The following is a 15,112-nucleotide window of genomic DNA, read 5'->3' as shown; positions in this document are numbered from 1 at the left end:
CGGCACGGGGCCCGTTGTATTTCCCGCATGACAACGACACGGAACGCGGAAGCGGCCGGGGCGGTCAGGCCCGTCGAGTTGCGCGCGGTGACCAGACGCTATGCCGTGGGCGGCCAGACCGTTACCGCCCTGGACGGCGTGACCACCGGCTTCGACGCCGGAACGATGACCGCCGTCATGGGGCCGTCGGGCTCCGGCAAGTCGACGCTGCTGCACTGCGCGGCGGGCATCGACCGCCCGACGGCGGGGCAGGTGCTGATCGGCGGGACGGCGCTGGACGGACTGGACGAGCATGCGCTCACCCTGCTGCGCCGCGAGCGCATGGGCTTCGTCTTCCAGGCGTTCAACCTCGTCTCGGCGCTGACCGCCGCGCAGAACGTCGAGCTGCCGCTGCGGCTGGCCGGCCGCGGACCGGCGCCGGACGAGGTGTCGGCGGCCCTGCACCGGGTGGGGCTCGCGGACCGGGCCGGCCACCGGCCGAGCCAGCTGTCCGGCGGGCAGCAGCAGCGGGTGGCGATCGCCCGGGCGCTGATCTCGCGGCCCGCCGTCCTGTTCGCGGACGAGCCGACCGGGGCGCTGGACACCGGCGCCTCCCGCGAGGTGCTGCGGCTCCTGCGGGAGCTGGTGGACCGGAACGGCCAGACCGTGGTGATGGTCACGCACGCGCCGGCCGCCGCGGCGCACGCGGACCGGGTGGTGCTGCTCAACGACGGGCGGCTCGTGGACGAACTGCCGGGCGGCGACGGCGCCGAGGCGATCGCGCGGCGGATGGCCGCGCTTGAGGCGGCGTCGTGATCGGCGTGGCCGCGGTGCGGGACCGCTGGGTCTCCTTCCTGGGGGCCTTCGTGGCCGTGGCGCTGGGCGTCGCGGTGGTGACGGTCAGTGGCCTGGTTCTGCTGTCGGGGGGCACGGGCGTGCCGGAACGGCTGGCGGGGGCGCCGGTGCTGGTGCGGAGCGCGGTCGGCGAGCAGGTCGGCGGGACGTTCCGGGAGGACCCGCCGTGGGCGCCGGAGCGGGCCGAGGAGCTGCGGCGGGAACTGGCCGGACTGCCCGGGGTGGCGGCGGCGGTGGCGGACCGTTCCTTCTACGCGCAGGCGGTGGGCACCGAGCAGCGGAAGGGGGAGCGCCAGGGGCACGGGTGGGCCGGAGCGGAGCTGGCCGCGTACGGGCTCAGCGCGGGAACGCCCCCGGCGGACGCGGACGACATCGTCGTGGACCGGGCGCTCGGCTTCGCGCCGGGCGAGCCGGTCACGGTGCTGACCGCCCTCGGCCCCGAACGGTTCACGGTGTCCGGGCTGCTGGACGGGCCGGGGTACTACGTGACCGACGCGCGAGCGGCCGAACTCGCGGGCGGGGTACGCGTCATCGGCCTGGTGCCGGGGCCCGGCGCCGACGCCGCCGAGGTGGCCGCCGCCGCGCGGTCCGTGGTCGGCGGCGAAGGCCAGGTGCTCAGCGGCGCCGCACGCGACGCGCTGACCCCGAAGGCGGACGCGATGACCCGGTGGATCGGCAGCCAGGTGCTCACCGCCATGACGGCGCTCTCCGCGTTCGTCGCCGTCTTCATCGTGTCCTCGACCTTCGCCTTCACCGTGGCGCGGCGGCGACGGGAGTTCGGTCTGCTGCGGATGATCGGCGCCACGCCGCGGCAGGTGCGCCGGATGGTTCACGGCGAGGCGCTGGCGGTGGGCGCGGTCGGCGCGGCGGCGGGTGCGCTGCTCGGCATCGGGCTGGCGCCCGCGATGGCCGGAGTGCTGATCGAGGTGGGCTTCCAGCCGCCGGAATTCGAACTGCACCCGCGTCCGTGGGTGCCGGCCGCGGCGTTCGGTCTCGGCCTGGTCGTGGCGTTCGCCGGCGCCTGGTCGGCGTCCCGGCGGGCGGCGCGGGTGGCGCCGCTTGAGGCGATGCGCGAGGCGGTGGTGGACAGCCCTGCCGTGACGCGACGCCGGTGGCTCGTCGGTCTTTCGGCGTCGGCGGCGGGCCTGGCCTGTGCGGTGGGGACGGCCTGGGCGTCGGCCGACAGCATGGTGCTGCTGGGTCTTGGCACGGCGATGGGCCTGACCGTCGGCCTCACCCTCCTCGTTCCGGCGCTGCTGCGGCCCGTCGCCGGGGCGCTGACCAGGCCGATGGCGCGCGGCCGGGGCGCCACCGCGATGCTGGTCCGCGAGAGCATGCTCACCGCCGTGCGGCGCACCTCCGCCACCGTCGCGCCGGTGCTGGCCACCGTGGCGTTCACCGTGCTGATCACGAGCACCGTGCAGACGACCGCGAACGCCGGCACCGCCGAACGGACGGCGGCCGTGCGGGCCGAGGCGGCCGTCGTGCCCCGGGACACGCCGGGGCTCTCCGAGGCCGCCGTCGCCGAAGTGGCGGGCACCGCGCCGCTGTCGACGACCGTGTACGGCGGCGAGGGCCGGACGGCGCTGTCCGCGGCCGGGGTGTCGCCGGACTTCGAGGCGGTGTACGACGAACCGGCGCCCGGTGCGGGAACGGTGGTCAGCACGGCCGCCGTCGCCGCCGCGCACGGCTGGTCGGCGGGTGGCACTGCCGTTCTGACCTTGGAGGACGGCCGCACGGAACGGTTGCGGGTGGCGGCCGTGGTGGACGACTCCCTGCCGTACCAGGTGCTCCTCCCGCGGGACCTGGTGCGCGCGCACGACCCGTCCGCGCTGGCCGACGTCGCCTACCGCACCGGCGGGGCGCCGCACCGGCCGGCCCCCGAACTGGGCGCTCGGGAGGTCCCGGTGGCGGACTACGTGCGTGCGGCCGACGCGGAGGAGGACCGGCTGGTCTGGATCTTCACCCTGATCCTCGTCGCGATGACCGCGGGCTACACGGCGATCGCCGTCGCCGCCACCCTGCTCATGGCCACCGCCGACCGGGCCGGGGACCTCCGTACCCTGCGCCTGTCCGGCGCGACGGCCCGCCAGGTGCTGCTCGCCGTCGCCGGCGAGACGTGTTGTGTCGTCGCTTTCGGCACGGCCTTGGGTCTCGCGGTCGCCGCGCCCGCGCTGCTCGGCATGGTCCACGGGCTGCGCCACGGCCTGGGACTTCCGGTGGAACTGGCGGTGGCGTGGCCGTGGGTGGCGGGCGCGGTGGCGGCCTGCCTCCTGCTGGGGCTGGCGGCGTGCGTTCTCCCGGCCCGGTCCGCGGTCGCCCTCGGCCGCCGGGCGGGGAGCGGCGGGCGGTGACGCGGTACCCCCGCGCGTACCCCCGTCGCCGGCCAGGCCGGCGACGGGGGTACGCGCTGCCGCCGCTGTTGTTCAGTCGCCCAGGCAGTCCTCTTTGACCGAGATCACTACCGGAGCGGTCTGGGTGTCCGTGCCGTCGGAGGCCCACAGTTCGGCGACGTATTCGCCGACCGGCGTCGGCGCGATCGACACGTGGACCAGTCCGATGAACTTCTGGCGGTCCTCGTCCCAGTCCCCTGGGTGCACCGCGCCGCCGTTGCTGTAGGAGCCGGGCGGCAGGTTCCGGACCTCGCCGTCAATCCTGGTGTCCCAGTATCCGGATATCGGGAGGCCGACGTAGGTGCGGGGCCACCCGCGCTCCGGGTGGACGCATATCCGCTGCGGATGGCCCGGGTAGTCCACCAGGGTCCAGGTGGCGGCCGCCGAGGCCGGTGTCGCGCCGACCAGGGTCAGCATGGATGCCGCGAGCAGGCCGGAGAGTATTCCGGCCGCACGACGGGTTGCGTTCATCGATTCCTCCTGTGGGGAACGCGTGGGGAGCGCCAGGTGGCTTCGGGCCAACTCCTCTGACCGGGAGGCCGCTCACGAGTGTCGCCCTCCCAACACCCCCTGAACAAGAAGTAGTTGAGCGATAATCTTTTCGGTTTTTGTGGATCTTGATGCCGTTGGGCACGGCACCGGCACCGGCATCGGTCCCGACCCGGCACCCCTCCCGGCGCCGATCGGACAGAGTGGCGCCGGAAGACGGCCTCGCGGGTCCTCGGCCGCGACTTCGTCACCCGGCTTCAAGGGAGGGGGTTCGCTCATGCCACCGGAACCAGCGGAACTGCTGCATTTCACCAGGGACGACGTGGAGGCGGCGACCGAGGGCGGCAAGAAGCCGTGGACTCGGCAGACCGAGTTCGCCAACGAGATAAACGCCGAGGACATAGCCGCCGCGGCCGCCGCCTACGGCCGTGCGGCGGCGGAGGCCCGCGGGGCGCAGGATCTGGCGGTGCGGGCCACCGAACTCGCCGCGCGGGGCGGGGAACTGGACGGGACCGCGCTGGTGGACGGCGAGGCGCGCATCGACGCGACGCGTGGCGGCCTGCAGGACGGCGGCGCAGACATCGACGCCGTGGTCGGACACCTCGTCTACGCCATGAACCTGGCGCTCGCGACCGAGGACGACGTCCGCGGGCTGATCCACAACCCCCAGGGTCTCGACACCAGGTACGGGGACCACCTCAGGGCGGCGACCGATGAGTGGAACGGCTGGGTACAGGCGCTGAACGAAGCGCAAGCGGCGCAGAGTGACGTGATGGAGGGGTTCGGGATCTGGCTCACCGGAGAGCCGGTCCCGCTGAGCCTCACTCATCCCGTCACCCACGAGACGAGGCTGGCGACGCTGACTTCGGCGGGCTGGGAGCTTCCTCAGGACCTGGCCGGGCAGATCCGGGACAAGTATCTCCGGCTCGCGGCGACCGACGCCGCCGCCACCGCGGACGATATCGAGGCCGAGATCGAAAGGTACCGCCGGCGTCTGACGGAGCGGGCGGACGAACTCGGCCGTCTCGGACACGACGTGTCGGCAGGCCCGCTTGGGCTGTGGAACAGCCCCGGGGAAGGCCGCACCGACCTCACCCGCCAGGACAACGACTTCTACGCCCAGCAAAACCATAAGGGCCAGCGCAAGTCCCACCTGAACGCCGACGGAGACCTCGTTCCGGCCAATCCGACCGGCGCGGCAGGAATCGTCGATCACGTCGTCGGCAAGGGCCCGATCAAGTCGGACAGCCCTTTCACATCCCTCAGCAGAGAAGGCGCCGCCGCAAAAGACTTCGGGAACAGCTATATCAGGGTGGACCTGCCCGCGCTTGAACAAGACATCGCAGCCGGGCGAGTGCAGGGTGTGGAAATCTACTCGCCCGAAGAAGTGCAGGCAGAGATTCAGGCGAGCGCCGACAGCATCGCCGGGCGACCTGTGGACGTGACCGTGTCTCCGCACGCGTCCCGAGCGGAGATCGACGAGCTTGCCCGGTCCTACGGCTTGAGCGAAGATGCCACCAGTCAGATCCGGCAGCGCATCATCGACATGAAGAACACACAACGAGACGAAGAGTGGCTCATCAGGGGTACCGTACCGAACGAGTACGTTGATGGGCCGTTCGGCAATTGACCTGTGGGAGGAGAATCCTCGTGGGCGCTGATGAACTGCTTCGCACCGGTTTCGACGGCGATCGGCTGTCCAGCCCGTATGACCTGATCGAGGCGGGAATCGAGGACCGCAGGCACCGGGAGCGTGTGCCAGGTCTGACAGCACTGCTGGCCGACGGCACCGCGCCGGCAACGGATCGCTTCCTCGCCTGCTACGCACTGACGGCGTGGGCCGAAGCCGGTGGCTACTCCGAGGTGATCGACGCGGCGGCCGCCGGCAAGCAGACGTCGTGGTACGACACGTTGATCGATCGCACGTACTCGGTGGACAGCACCTTTGCCCATCTGGCCATGGCCATCTCCGATGGCGAGCACCTTGCCAGGGGCAAGGAAACGGAGTCGAAGCGGACTGAAGCAGTGCGTGCGCTGGTCGGCATCGCGGACACCGAATACTTCGACGGGAAGCTCGAATACGTTCTTGACGAGACGACTGCTGAATCGGTCATCGAGGATATCAAGTCAGTGGTGGAACGAGGAATCCAATCGTCCGCGGAAGGCGAGCGACCCGGCTTTGACCTGCCTACTCAACTCGTGGACCTCGCGGCTGCCGTGGCGACCGTCGACGGGCCGACCGCTGTTGATCTCGCCACCCGGGTAATCGCCGAAGAAACCCACTCACACTATCGCACCCTGAATCATGCCGTCTCGATCGTCTATCGCGCGAAAGGACTCCAGGGGCAGGTCTTCGGCGAGTACCTGAAGTCCATCGGGAACGAAAAGATCCGCAGCCAGGTCGACGAAGTGCTCGCCTCTCGTCATCAGCTGTCGCAGCAGGAGAACGGCCCCCGGGCGTGACCGCGCACGGGCGGAACGGCAGCCGCGGACGGGTCCGGGGCGCTTACCCGCCGGCGCGGGCCCGGTCGAGCATCTCCCGCACGCGGCGGGTTCGTTCATGCTCGGGCCCCAGAATCCGGAGGCAGTCGGCGGCCAGAGACGCGGCCGCCTCCCGCGCCGGGCCGGTGCGGGAGGCCAGCGAAAGGGCCATGACGAGCATCTCGCGGGTCTCCAGGGTGTCCGCGTCCTCGGCTCCCAGGGCCGCTGTCTGCTCGGTCACGGCCTCTTCCAGCACCCGTATTCCTGCGTCGAGATCACGCGCGACCACCAGCGCCGTGCCCAACTCGCTCTTGGCGCTCCGGCAGCAGGGCGGCGAACTCGCGCCGCAGATCCTCGTCGTCCCGCAGCAGCTTGCGCAGCTCAAGGCGCAGCGCCGCCTGCTCGTCCTCACCACCACCGTCGGCCAGGTCGGTCACGGCCCGCGCCAGCCCGTCGGTGCCGTCGGGCCGATTGCCCGTCAGCCAGGCGAGTAGTCGCTGTCCCAGCCGAACGGTGCCTGACGCGGTGCTGACCTCGGCGCGGTGCAGTGCATCCGCTCCATCATGTCGACCGGGACGGAGGGCGACCACTCCCACGACGCCTCCGGCCGCGTCAGCCGGTGCGAAGTGTCGCGACGAACGTCCGCGCCACCCCCGGCGCCCGATGAACCGTACTTGTTTAATCGGCAGTTGGTCAGCAGGCTGGTTCGCGGGAGATCGCGTCGCGGACGCATTCACGAAGGGGAGAGGCCGACATGGCGGAGGTTCGTCCCTTAGGACCCGGAGACCCGCGCGAGATCGCGGGCTACGTGCTGCACGGGCGGCTGGGCGCGGGTGGCATGGGAACGGTGTACCTCTCCGCGACCCGCGGCGGGCAGCCGGTCGCCGTCAAGGCGATCCACCACGAGCTGGCCGAGGACCCGAAGTTCCGGCGGCGGTTCCAGCAGGAGGTGCGCGCCGCACGGCGCGTGCGGGGCCGGTACATCGTGCCGGTGCTGGACAGCAACACCGAGGGCCCGCTGCCGTGGCTGGCCACCGAATACGTTCCAGGGCCCTCGCTCGCGCGGGCCCTGGCCCGGCACGGACCGCTCCTGCCCAGCACGTCCCTGCTGCTGATGGCGGGCGTGGCGGACGCGCTCGGCGACATCCACGCGGCGCAGATCGTCCACCGGGACCTCAAACCGTCCAACATCCTCCTGACCACGGACGGCCCCGCCGTCATCGACTTCGGTATTGCGCGGGCCGCCGAGGCCACCCCGCTGACCGGTACGGACACGCGTATCGGCACCCCCGCGTTCATGGCCCCCGAGCAGATCAGGGGCCACGCCCCCGCCACCCCGGCCATCGACATCTTCGCGCTCGGCCTGACCGTGCACGTCGCCGCCACCGGAGTCCACCCTTTCGGCGAAGGGCCGGCCCCGGCCGTTCTCTACCGCATCGACGGCGAGGAACCCGACCTCACCGCCTGCCCGGACAGCCTGCGGCCGGTCATCGCACGCTGCCTGGCGAAGGACCCCGCGGCCCGGCCCACTCCCGCCGAGGTGGTGGAGCTGTGCCGGCAGGCCGGCGCCGGGCTCGGCCTGCCGGGCCCGTTCCCCGGCGCCGGCTGGCTGCCCCCGGCCGTCACCGCCGCCCCGCCCCCCTACAGTCCGACGCGGTCGGCGACCATCCCGGCGGCCTCGCCTCCGCTGCCGCCCCCGCCACCGCCACCGCCACCGCCGCCCGCCCGGCGCCCGGCCGCGGCCATCGCGCTCGGCGCGGGCCTCGCCACCGTGACGGTCGTCGCCCTCGTCGCCTGGCTCCTCGCCGGAGACGGCGACGAAGGGAACGGGGCCGCCACCGACCCCTCCCCGTCCGCCGAGCAGACCCCCGAGGAGACCCCCGAACCGCCGCCGGAGGAGCCCTCGCCGGAGGAGCCCTCGCCGGAGGAGACCCTGCCGCCCGCCTACGAGGTCATCGAGCTGGCCGTCGACTTCGAGGCTGTGGAGGAGAAAGACGGCGAGGGCTGCGGCTGCTGGTCCGTCACCGCTCGGGTGGTGAACAACGGCGACCTGCCCGTCACCCTCGACGGCGAATTCACCCTGGAGGACTCCCCGAGCCCCGGCGTGACGGACTGGCACTTCGACGAGTTCACCCTCGCCGCCAGGGAGACTTCCGTGCTTTTCGTCCACTACCCGCAGGCCGACAGCTGCCGGGGCACCTACCGCATGGAGGTGTGGGGCGTGGCCCCGGAGGGCCCGCCCGTCTCCGACACGATCTTCGCCGCCTGCGAACCCTGAGGCAGCCGTCAGCCGTCAGCCGTCAGCCGCCCGCGGCCGCGGGCAGCACGGCCAGGATCGGCTCCTCCGCGCGGAACGAGTCGGTGATGCCCAGGGCGAGATGGCCTTCGGCGCGCACGGCCAGCAGGCTGTGGCCCCAGTCCTCCAGAACGCCGAGCTGTCCCCCGCTGAGCGCGGGCCCGGCCGCGGGCGCCCCGGGCCCGCTCATGCTGTGTATCGCTGGCGGCTGGCCCTCGCTGCTCGTCAGGACCTCGACCCCGCTGTCGGTCGGCGCGAGGAGCGTCACCGAGGTGGCCCCCTGGACGCCGGCGCTCCACAGCTGGGTGCCGTCGTTCAGATTCAGCGCGACAACGCCGTCGTCGGCACCGCCGGCACCGTTCTCCCCTTTGACGAGGTACAGGGTGTCGCCGTGCGTCACGATGTTCGGCGGGGCGGTTGCCCCGTTGAACTCGTCGCGCAGCGTGCGGTCCGCGACTCCGGTCAAGTCCATCGGGACCAGATCCTCCGACTCGGCGGAGAGCGCGAAGAGCCCGGCTTCCAGGCCCACGGATTGCTGGCAGGCGATCAGCAAGTGGTCGGCGCTCTCGGTCAGCGTTCCGGTGACCCACTCGTATTCGATCGGGCCGCAGTCGTCCAGCGAGCCCACCCACCGCGGCGAGGGCGAGTCGAGTACGGCCTCGAAGGCGACGAGCGCCGGGATGGGGTTGCCCTCGCAATCGGCGATGGCGTAGACCGTTTCCCCCAGCGCCTTCGCCATGCCGGTGAGCCGGCACCGGTTCTCCATCTGCGCCCCGCCGTAGTCGGTCGTCCAGCGGACCTCGCCGGTGGCCACGTCGGCCGCGAGCAGGTCCGTGGTGCCGTGCTCCGTCTCGGTACGCGTTCCGGCGAAGGCGGCGGTGACCACGCCCTCGCCGATGGACAGGGACTGGCCGCCGAGGAGGTTCGGAAAGCCGGTCGCCCCCTCGGCCGTCAGACTCACCGGCTGCTCCCAGCCGGTCTCGCCGGAGGACAGGGACATGGTCTGGAGCCGGTCACACTGCTCGATGCCGCCGGCCTCCGAGTTGTACTGCCCGAAGGTGAACGCCCCGACGCCTTCGGATGTGGTGTGGCTCATGTTGCACAGCATGCCGCCGTCCGGCGGCTGCCAGGACCACAACTGCCCGCCGGTCGCCGCGTTGTACGCGGTCAGGCCGCCGTGGGAGGTGCCAAGCACCACGCTGGAACCCTCCTGCCACAGGCCCACCAGGCCGCCGAACCCCTCCGGCTCTCCGACGGCGTCGGCGACGGTCAGAGCCCAGTGGAAGCCGAGCTGCCCATTGGGAACGGCGTCGTCCGCCTCGCCGGTGCCCGCCGGTGCGTTCGCCTCGGACGGGGAGTCGTCCGAGTCCTGGGACACCAGGACGAGTGCGGCGACGACCGCGGCACAGACGACGCCGGCCACCGCGGCCACCCACGCCCGCCGGCCCCGCGCACCCTTCGGTGGCTTCCCCGGCGGCGGCGCCCATATGGGCGGGGCGGCCTGCGGTGGCGGCGGTGGCATGGCGGGAGCCGGCGGAGCCACCGGCGGCGGGGTCGGCGGCGGGGCCGGCTGGCCGAGGCGGTGCAGCAGCTGTTCGGGGGTGGGCCGGGCCGCGGGACTCTTGGCGAGGCAGTCGGCGATCAGCGCGCGCAGCGCGGGTTCCGGCAGGTCCGCCAGGACCGGCTGTTCGTGGACGATGCGGTGGTAGGCCGTGGCGCGCTGGTAGGCCGTGGCACGCGCCTGGGCCCCGCCGAAGCCGAACGGCGCCCGGCCGCTCGCCGCGAAGTGCAGCACCGCGCCCAGCGCGTAGACGTCCGACGCCTCGCCCGGCTCCTCGCCGAGAAGCCGCTCGGGGCAGAGGTAGTCCGGGTCGCCCAGCACCGTGTCATCCGGTTCGGACGCGACCGGCCGCAGCGCGCGGACGAGTCCGGCATCGGTCAGCCGCGGCCCCTCCGCGGTCAGCAGTACCCCCGACGGCTCCAGCGCCCCGTGCACCACGCCCGCGGCGTGCACCGCCGCCAGCGCCGCCAGCAGCCCGGCCGCCAGCTCCCGTACCGCACCGGGCGCCAACGGGCCCTGGGCGGCGACCCGTTCCGCCAGCGAGGGAACGTCGAGATACTCGGTGGCGAGCCACGGAACCGACGCGTCGAGGTCCGCGTCGACGAGCGGAACGACGAGATCACCGCGCAGGCGGCGCGTCACCGCCACCTCGTCACGGAGCCGACCGAGGAACGCGGCGTCCCCGGCGAGCCGTTCGGGCACGACCCGGACGGCCGCGGCGCGCTCCCCGGAACGCCCCAGGTACACCTGCCCCAGGCCGCTGCCCGCGCCCAGTCTCCCCAGCAGCCGGTAGGGACCGACCCGTTCGGGATCGTCAGGGGCGAGCGGGCCCGCGCCCGCCTTCTCGCTCGGGGACATGGAACGACCTTCCGTTCTGCGGTGCAAACCCCCGATCCTGGGGGCCCACGGCGAACGGATCAAGAACGGCCGTCTCCGGACGTGTAACAGCCCCGCTCACCGGGCGCGTTCGCGAGTCCCCACCGCGGCGACGAAGGCTTGCCAGCCCGCGGCGGGGAACACCAGCACGGCCCCGTCAGGGTCCTTGCTGTCCCGCACCGGAACAGCACCGGCGACGACCGCGCCCGCGGGGGCCCATTCAACGCACTGCCCGCCGCTGCCGCTGTACGAACTCGCGATCCAGGCTGTGGGCCCGCGGGTAGTGCCTTCCAGCAGGTGGTACTTCTGCGGAGTGCTCTCTCCGTTGTTCGTCCAGGGCATGTGGCTGTGCTCCGTCCTCGTTCATCGTGTGGCGTGCTTGTGAAGTGTCGCGACGAAGGCTTGCCAGCCGGCGGCGGGGAACGCCAGCACGGGCCCGTCGGGGTTCTTACTGTCCCGCACCGGGACGGTTCCGGTGGTCGCCGCCTCCTCGGGTGCCCACTCGACGCACGCCCCGCCGTTGACGCTGTGGGAACTCGCCCTCCACACGACGAAGGGGCTGTTAGGGCGCATCAAAGCTCCTTCGACACGGTGCGGATGAATTCCGTTGAATCTTCCGGAGATAATGCATGCGCACGCAGCCGCTCATGCATGTCGGTCACGCTGCTCACTGTCTCTGCGTTCTGGTACAGACGGCCACCTGTCGGGCCATCCGCCCACAGGGCACCCGGACTTCCGTCCGCAAAGCTCATCAGCGTGAACGCGGGCGAGTGAGCTGCCGCCGATCCTGTGCTGAACGGCATCACCTGAATGTCGATTTTTGGTCTCTGCGCCAGCTCGACCAGATGGTCGAGCTGGCTCTTCATCACCCGAGGCCCGCCCACGCACGATCTGAGACACGCTTCGTAAATCACCGTCCAGAAACAGGGCTGGGGGTCCCGGCTGAAGGCGTACTCTGGCCTGTTCGTTCTGCCCTTCGTCATTCTTTCGATCGTCTCGTTGGCGTCATGTGGATTCCCTGCGCGAATAATCTCGCGCGCGTAATCCGCGGTCTGCACGAGACCGTTGAGGCAATGCACTGACCAGTCGAGGATACGGTCGGCCTTCTTCTCCAGCTTGAAGTAATTGACGGCCCAAGACGGTGCTTCAGTCTCGTTGATCCTGCGACGTAGGCGGGCGAAGAGCCCGCCTGTGCCGAACACGACGTCGCAGCGCTCGGCGAAGCGTTCCGAGGGCATCAGCACACCGTTTTCGACCTTGCTGACGTAGGCCACGGAGTATCCAGTGCCCTCCGCGAGTCGTCGCTGGCCCAGCTTGCGCCCTTCCCGCGCAGCCCTGACCTCGACTCCGAAGTAAGAGCAAGCGCTCAATTGCTGGTCGGGGGTTACCTTGTCTGCGCCTTCACCTGCCACATCGCCCTCCCTGTCCGGTACTCAGCTTGAGCATTACCTGCTCAACGGTGCCTCACCATAGCTGAACGGTGTTGCCTGGTAGCGGACAGTGCACGGAGGGGGTGCCTGCCCGGAGGGGGATAACTCACGGCTTTCGAACGGCAGGTGGCACCCCATGACCGATACCCAGCCCGAGCCCGGCGTGGAGCAAGAGCCCGTACCCGCAGGGGAGTTGCCTGCGCCGCCGCCCGATGAACTGGCGCTGCGGACCGCGGAGCTGCTCCGGGAAGCCGAGGCTCTTGCCGCGGCCATTCGCGAACACCTGAAAGGGTGATAGGCAGATGTACAGCAAAATTGACCAAATGACACGCGGCACGGGCGTGCAGGTGGCAGTGGAGGTCAACGCCGCCACCGTGCGCCGTGGCGATCAGCTCATGATCGGCGGGCAGGTCTACACCATCAGTGATCTCACCAGCATGCAGCGCGGCGTGAAGCGCCTGCACTTCACCTCCGGTGAGACCTTCACCCTCCATCCCGCCACGGTCCTGTGGGCCGCCCGCCGCACCGACCCGCGCAGGGCCGCCCGGCGTCTGTAGTTACAGGCCCTCTCGGCTACCGGGCCCGCCACAGATCGCGGAGCAGCGCGATCTCGGCCATGTGGTGGATGAATTCGAGGTTGGCTCCCCACACCACGCTGATGAACGGTTCGTCGGGGGCCGAGCTGTACGGGTACTGCGAGAAGCCGACCGTGTCCAGCTGCTCCTCGGTGACCGCCCCGACGCTGTCGCGCCAGCGGTCGATCAGCGGCCAGAACCGTTCGAGTGCCAAGGCGGCGGTGGGGGTGAAGTCGACCAACTGCTTCGGCTCCCGCCGCCGTTCACCGAAGGTCCATTCCCAGTCGCCCGCGAAGTGGAAATGCAGGTGCGCCAGCCGCCACGCGATCGTCGTGACCGCCGTTTGGTCAGGCTCCGGCTCACCGGTGTGGGCGAGGACCTCCTCGACCCGTTCCTCACTCACGCTCCAGTCGTCGGCGATCTTGGCGATGCTCATGCCACCGGCGGCCTGCCGGGCGACCTCCGCGTACTCGTTCGACGGGATGTCGGGTGCGCCGAGGTCGAGCACCCACTCGCCGGGCCCGAACGCCCTGGGCGTCGTCGCCTCGCCCCGGCGCCGGATCGACCAGCAACCGGGCACCGGCTCCCACAGGTACTCCTCGTCCCCGAGCCCCGCCAGCCGCACCTCGGCCATCTCCCTGGCCTTGTCGAACTGATCGAGCAGCAGGCCCAAACGGTCGGTCCTTATATCTACGGTCTCCATGTCCGTCCCCCTTCATCGCTCCGCTGGAAGCTAACGGCTCCCCCCGCGGCGCGCGACCGAATATCTCGAAGTGCTGCGAAGCGGCGGTACGTACGCCGTGGACGAGAACGACACCGGCCTCCACTCCCTCCTCACCGCTCGGCTCATCTCGGGCGGCGTGCTCTCGCTGGCCCAGGTCACCAGGAAGCCGGGGTCCTCCGTCGCGCGCGACCACGGCGGTGACCGGTGGCGGGCTGCCGCCCGGCGTGCCCGTTCGCTTGCGGAGGAGGGGACGGAGCATCTGACGAACCCGTCGACACGGATGTGGCGCCTCGCTCTCACCATCAGACGCGAAGACGCGAAGACGCGAAGACGCGAAGACGCGAAGACGCGAAGACGCGAAGATACGAAGGCCGTTGGACGGAGCCCTCAGCCGGCGAACGGTGCCAGGGTGCGGGCGAGTGATTCTTCGCCGATCAGGCCGAAGTGGTCGAGTTTGGTGAGTTCGGCCGAGATGCGGTCCGTGCCGCCGTATTGCCGCATGGCCGCCTCGATGGCGGGCAGGTGTTCGTCGTACGGTGCGGAAAGAACGATCCGCACATGGTCGGCCACCCGGGCCACGTGGCCCAGGCGTTCCGTGAACTGCTCGTATCCGGACGGATTCCAGTAGGAGAGCACGTCCCGGGACAACTGGGAAATCTGGCCGAAATCCTTGGGTGCGAGTTTCGGCAGATAGCGGCATAGGGCGCGGAACTCGCCCTCGTCCGCCGCGGAGGCGATGAGTTGCTTGAAAACCGGGAGCGGGTGGCGGGGGTCCGCGTCCGCGAAGAGGCGGGAAATGCTCATCGTCGACTGGTTGACGTTGGGGTCGAGCAGCACAGCCGCGTGGACCGGCGGTGCCGTGCGCTGTTCGCTCCGCCAGTGCTCGGCCAGTTGCAGGACGAGGTCGGCGCCGAGGGAGAAACCGGCGATGACGATCCGTTTGCGGGCGTTCTCCCGGTGGATCTCCGCCACGGTGCCCGCGACCATCCGGATGTGCGAGGAGAGCGGCACCGGTGGGAGGCCGCGCACGCCGTCCGGCTCGTAGCCGCGCAGGGTGAGCGCGATGCTGTGGCTGTCGTGTCGCCTGAGATAATCGAGGTAGTCCGTGGCGTCGAGTCCGAGACCGTGCAGGAAGATTGTCACCGTTCCGGAGTCGGCTTTTCTTTCCAGGCAGCTCAACCCGTGCAACGTTCGCTCGTCGATCACATGATCGGAGCCCAACGCGGAAGTCATCAAGGCCATCCCTCGGCAGACGCGTGCGGCAGGTGGGCCAACGACTCTAGAGCAATGCCGCCCGGCATGCGCTGGAGAGAACAGAATCGGCACGATCAGACGTCGCCGAACGCGGAGGCGTACGACCGCACTGGACATCGCTGCGAATCTTCTGCTGTAATCGGATGATAGCTGTTCGATCAGCTCCTTGTCGAAACAGAAGCATTCGGTTCCGGCCACA

The 15,112-nt window shown here is 70.9% G+C and carries 16 protein-coding genes; 7 read left to right on the top strand and 9 right to left on the bottom strand.

Annotation, left to right across the window (positions count from 1 at the left end):
- Positions 1-27: 27 nt before the first annotated feature.
- Entirely contained in the window at positions 28-795 is a 768-nt protein-coding gene (locus RM779_RS03745; protein WP_311615746.1) for an ABC transporter ATP-binding protein, read from the top strand.
- The gene (locus RM779_RS03740; RefSeq protein ID WP_311615744.1) at positions 792-3,188 is read left to right on the top strand and encodes an ABC transporter permease; all 2,397 of its coding nucleotides are present in this window, start codon (positions 792-794) and stop codon (positions 3,186-3,188) included. Before RM779_RS03745 ends, RM779_RS03740 begins: the two co-directional genes overlap by 4 nt.
- Positions 3,189-3,260: 72 nt before the next feature.
- Here RM779_RS03740 and RM779_RS03735 read toward each other — a convergent pair whose 3' ends face one another.
- Positions 3,261-3,698, bottom strand: coding sequence for a DUF5980 family protein (locus RM779_RS03735; protein WP_311615742.1), 438 nt, complete (start codon positions 3,696-3,698; stop codon positions 3,261-3,263).
- A gap of 295 nt (positions 3,699-3,993) precedes the next feature.
- Between RM779_RS03735 and RM779_RS03730 the strand changes: the two genes are divergently transcribed.
- Both RM779_RS03730 and RM779_RS03725 read left to right on the top strand, forming a co-directional pair.
- Positions 3,994-5,346: a hypothetical protein gene (locus tag RM779_RS03730; RefSeq protein ID WP_311615740.1), complete on the top strand. Its 1,353-nt coding sequence runs from the start codon at positions 3,994-3,996 to the stop codon at positions 5,344-5,346.
- A 20-nt stretch (positions 5,347-5,366) separates the two neighbouring features.
- Positions 5,367-6,179, top strand: coding sequence for a hypothetical protein (locus tag RM779_RS03725; RefSeq protein WP_311615738.1), 813 nt, complete (start codon positions 5,367-5,369; stop codon positions 6,177-6,179).
- Between the two features lie 43 nt (positions 6,180-6,222).
- On the opposite strand, the gene RM779_RS03720 is transcribed toward RM779_RS03725, so the two are convergent.
- A complete protein-coding gene (locus RM779_RS03720) occupies positions 6,223-6,438 on the bottom strand; it encodes a hypothetical protein (RefSeq protein ID WP_311615736.1) in 216 nt (71 codons plus the stop codon).
- Between the two features lie 34 nt (positions 6,439-6,472).
- Entirely contained in the window at positions 6,473-6,793 is a 321-nt protein-coding gene (locus tag RM779_RS03715; protein ID WP_311615734.1) for a hypothetical protein, read from the bottom strand.
- Between the two features lie 158 nt (positions 6,794-6,951).
- Between RM779_RS03715 and RM779_RS03710 the strand changes: the two genes are divergently transcribed.
- Positions 6,952-8,475 (top strand): serine/threonine-protein kinase, encoded by a 1,524-nt coding sequence (locus tag RM779_RS03710; protein WP_311615732.1) that lies wholly within the window; start codon positions 6,952-6,954, stop codon positions 8,473-8,475.
- 22 nt (positions 8,476-8,497) lie between these two features.
- Here the strand turns inward: RM779_RS03710 and RM779_RS03705 are convergent, their stop codons facing one another.
- From RM779_RS03705 to RM779_RS03690, 4 genes are all read right to left on the bottom strand, one after another.
- Entirely contained in the window at positions 8,498-10,912 is a 2,415-nt protein-coding gene (locus RM779_RS03705) for a protein kinase domain-containing protein (protein WP_311615730.1), read from the bottom strand.
- Positions 10,913-11,008: 96 nt separating this feature from the next.
- The gene (locus tag RM779_RS03700) at positions 11,009-11,272 is read right to left on the bottom strand and encodes a DUF397 domain-containing protein (RefSeq protein ID WP_311615728.1); all 264 of its coding nucleotides are present in this window, start codon (positions 11,270-11,272) and stop codon (positions 11,009-11,011) included.
- A 21-nt stretch (positions 11,273-11,293) separates the two neighbouring features.
- Positions 11,294-11,503, bottom strand: coding sequence for a DUF397 domain-containing protein (locus tag RM779_RS03695; RefSeq protein ID WP_311615725.1), 210 nt, complete (start codon positions 11,501-11,503; stop codon positions 11,294-11,296).
- The gene (locus tag RM779_RS03690; protein WP_311615723.1) at positions 11,503-12,342 is read right to left on the bottom strand and encodes a helix-turn-helix domain-containing protein; all 840 of its coding nucleotides are present in this window, start codon (positions 12,340-12,342) and stop codon (positions 11,503-11,505) included. Before RM779_RS03690 ends, RM779_RS03695 begins: the two co-directional genes overlap by 1 nt.
- A 154-nt stretch (positions 12,343-12,496) precedes the next feature.
- Between RM779_RS03690 and RM779_RS03685 the strand changes: the two genes are divergently transcribed.
- Positions 12,497-12,655, top strand: a complete 159-nt coding sequence (locus RM779_RS03685; protein ID WP_311615721.1) for a hypothetical protein — start codon at positions 12,497-12,499, stop codon at positions 12,653-12,655.
- Between the two features lie 28 nt (positions 12,656-12,683).
- Positions 12,684-12,917, top strand: coding sequence for a hypothetical protein (locus RM779_RS03680; RefSeq protein ID WP_311615719.1), 234 nt, complete (start codon positions 12,684-12,686; stop codon positions 12,915-12,917).
- 16 nt (positions 12,918-12,933) lie between these two features.
- Here RM779_RS03680 and RM779_RS03675 read toward each other — a convergent pair whose 3' ends face one another.
- Both RM779_RS03675 and RM779_RS03670 read right to left on the bottom strand, forming a co-directional pair.
- On the bottom strand, positions 12,934-13,638 hold the full coding sequence (locus tag RM779_RS03675; protein WP_311615717.1) for a DinB family protein: 705 nt from the start codon (positions 13,636-13,638) through the stop codon (positions 12,934-12,936).
- 408 nt (positions 13,639-14,046) lie between these two features.
- Entirely contained in the window at positions 14,047-14,892 is an 846-nt protein-coding gene (locus tag RM779_RS03670; RefSeq protein ID WP_311615715.1) for an alpha/beta hydrolase, read from the bottom strand.
- Between the last annotated feature and the right edge of the window lie 220 nt (positions 14,893-15,112).

Source organism: Streptomyces johnsoniae, from assembly GCF_031845565.1.
Classification (GTDB): Bacteria; Actinomycetota; Actinomycetes; order Streptomycetales; family Streptomycetaceae; genus Streptomyces; species Streptomyces johnsoniae.
Note: the sequence above shows the minus strand (reverse complement) of the source record. Positions and strands in the feature narration are given on the sequence as shown.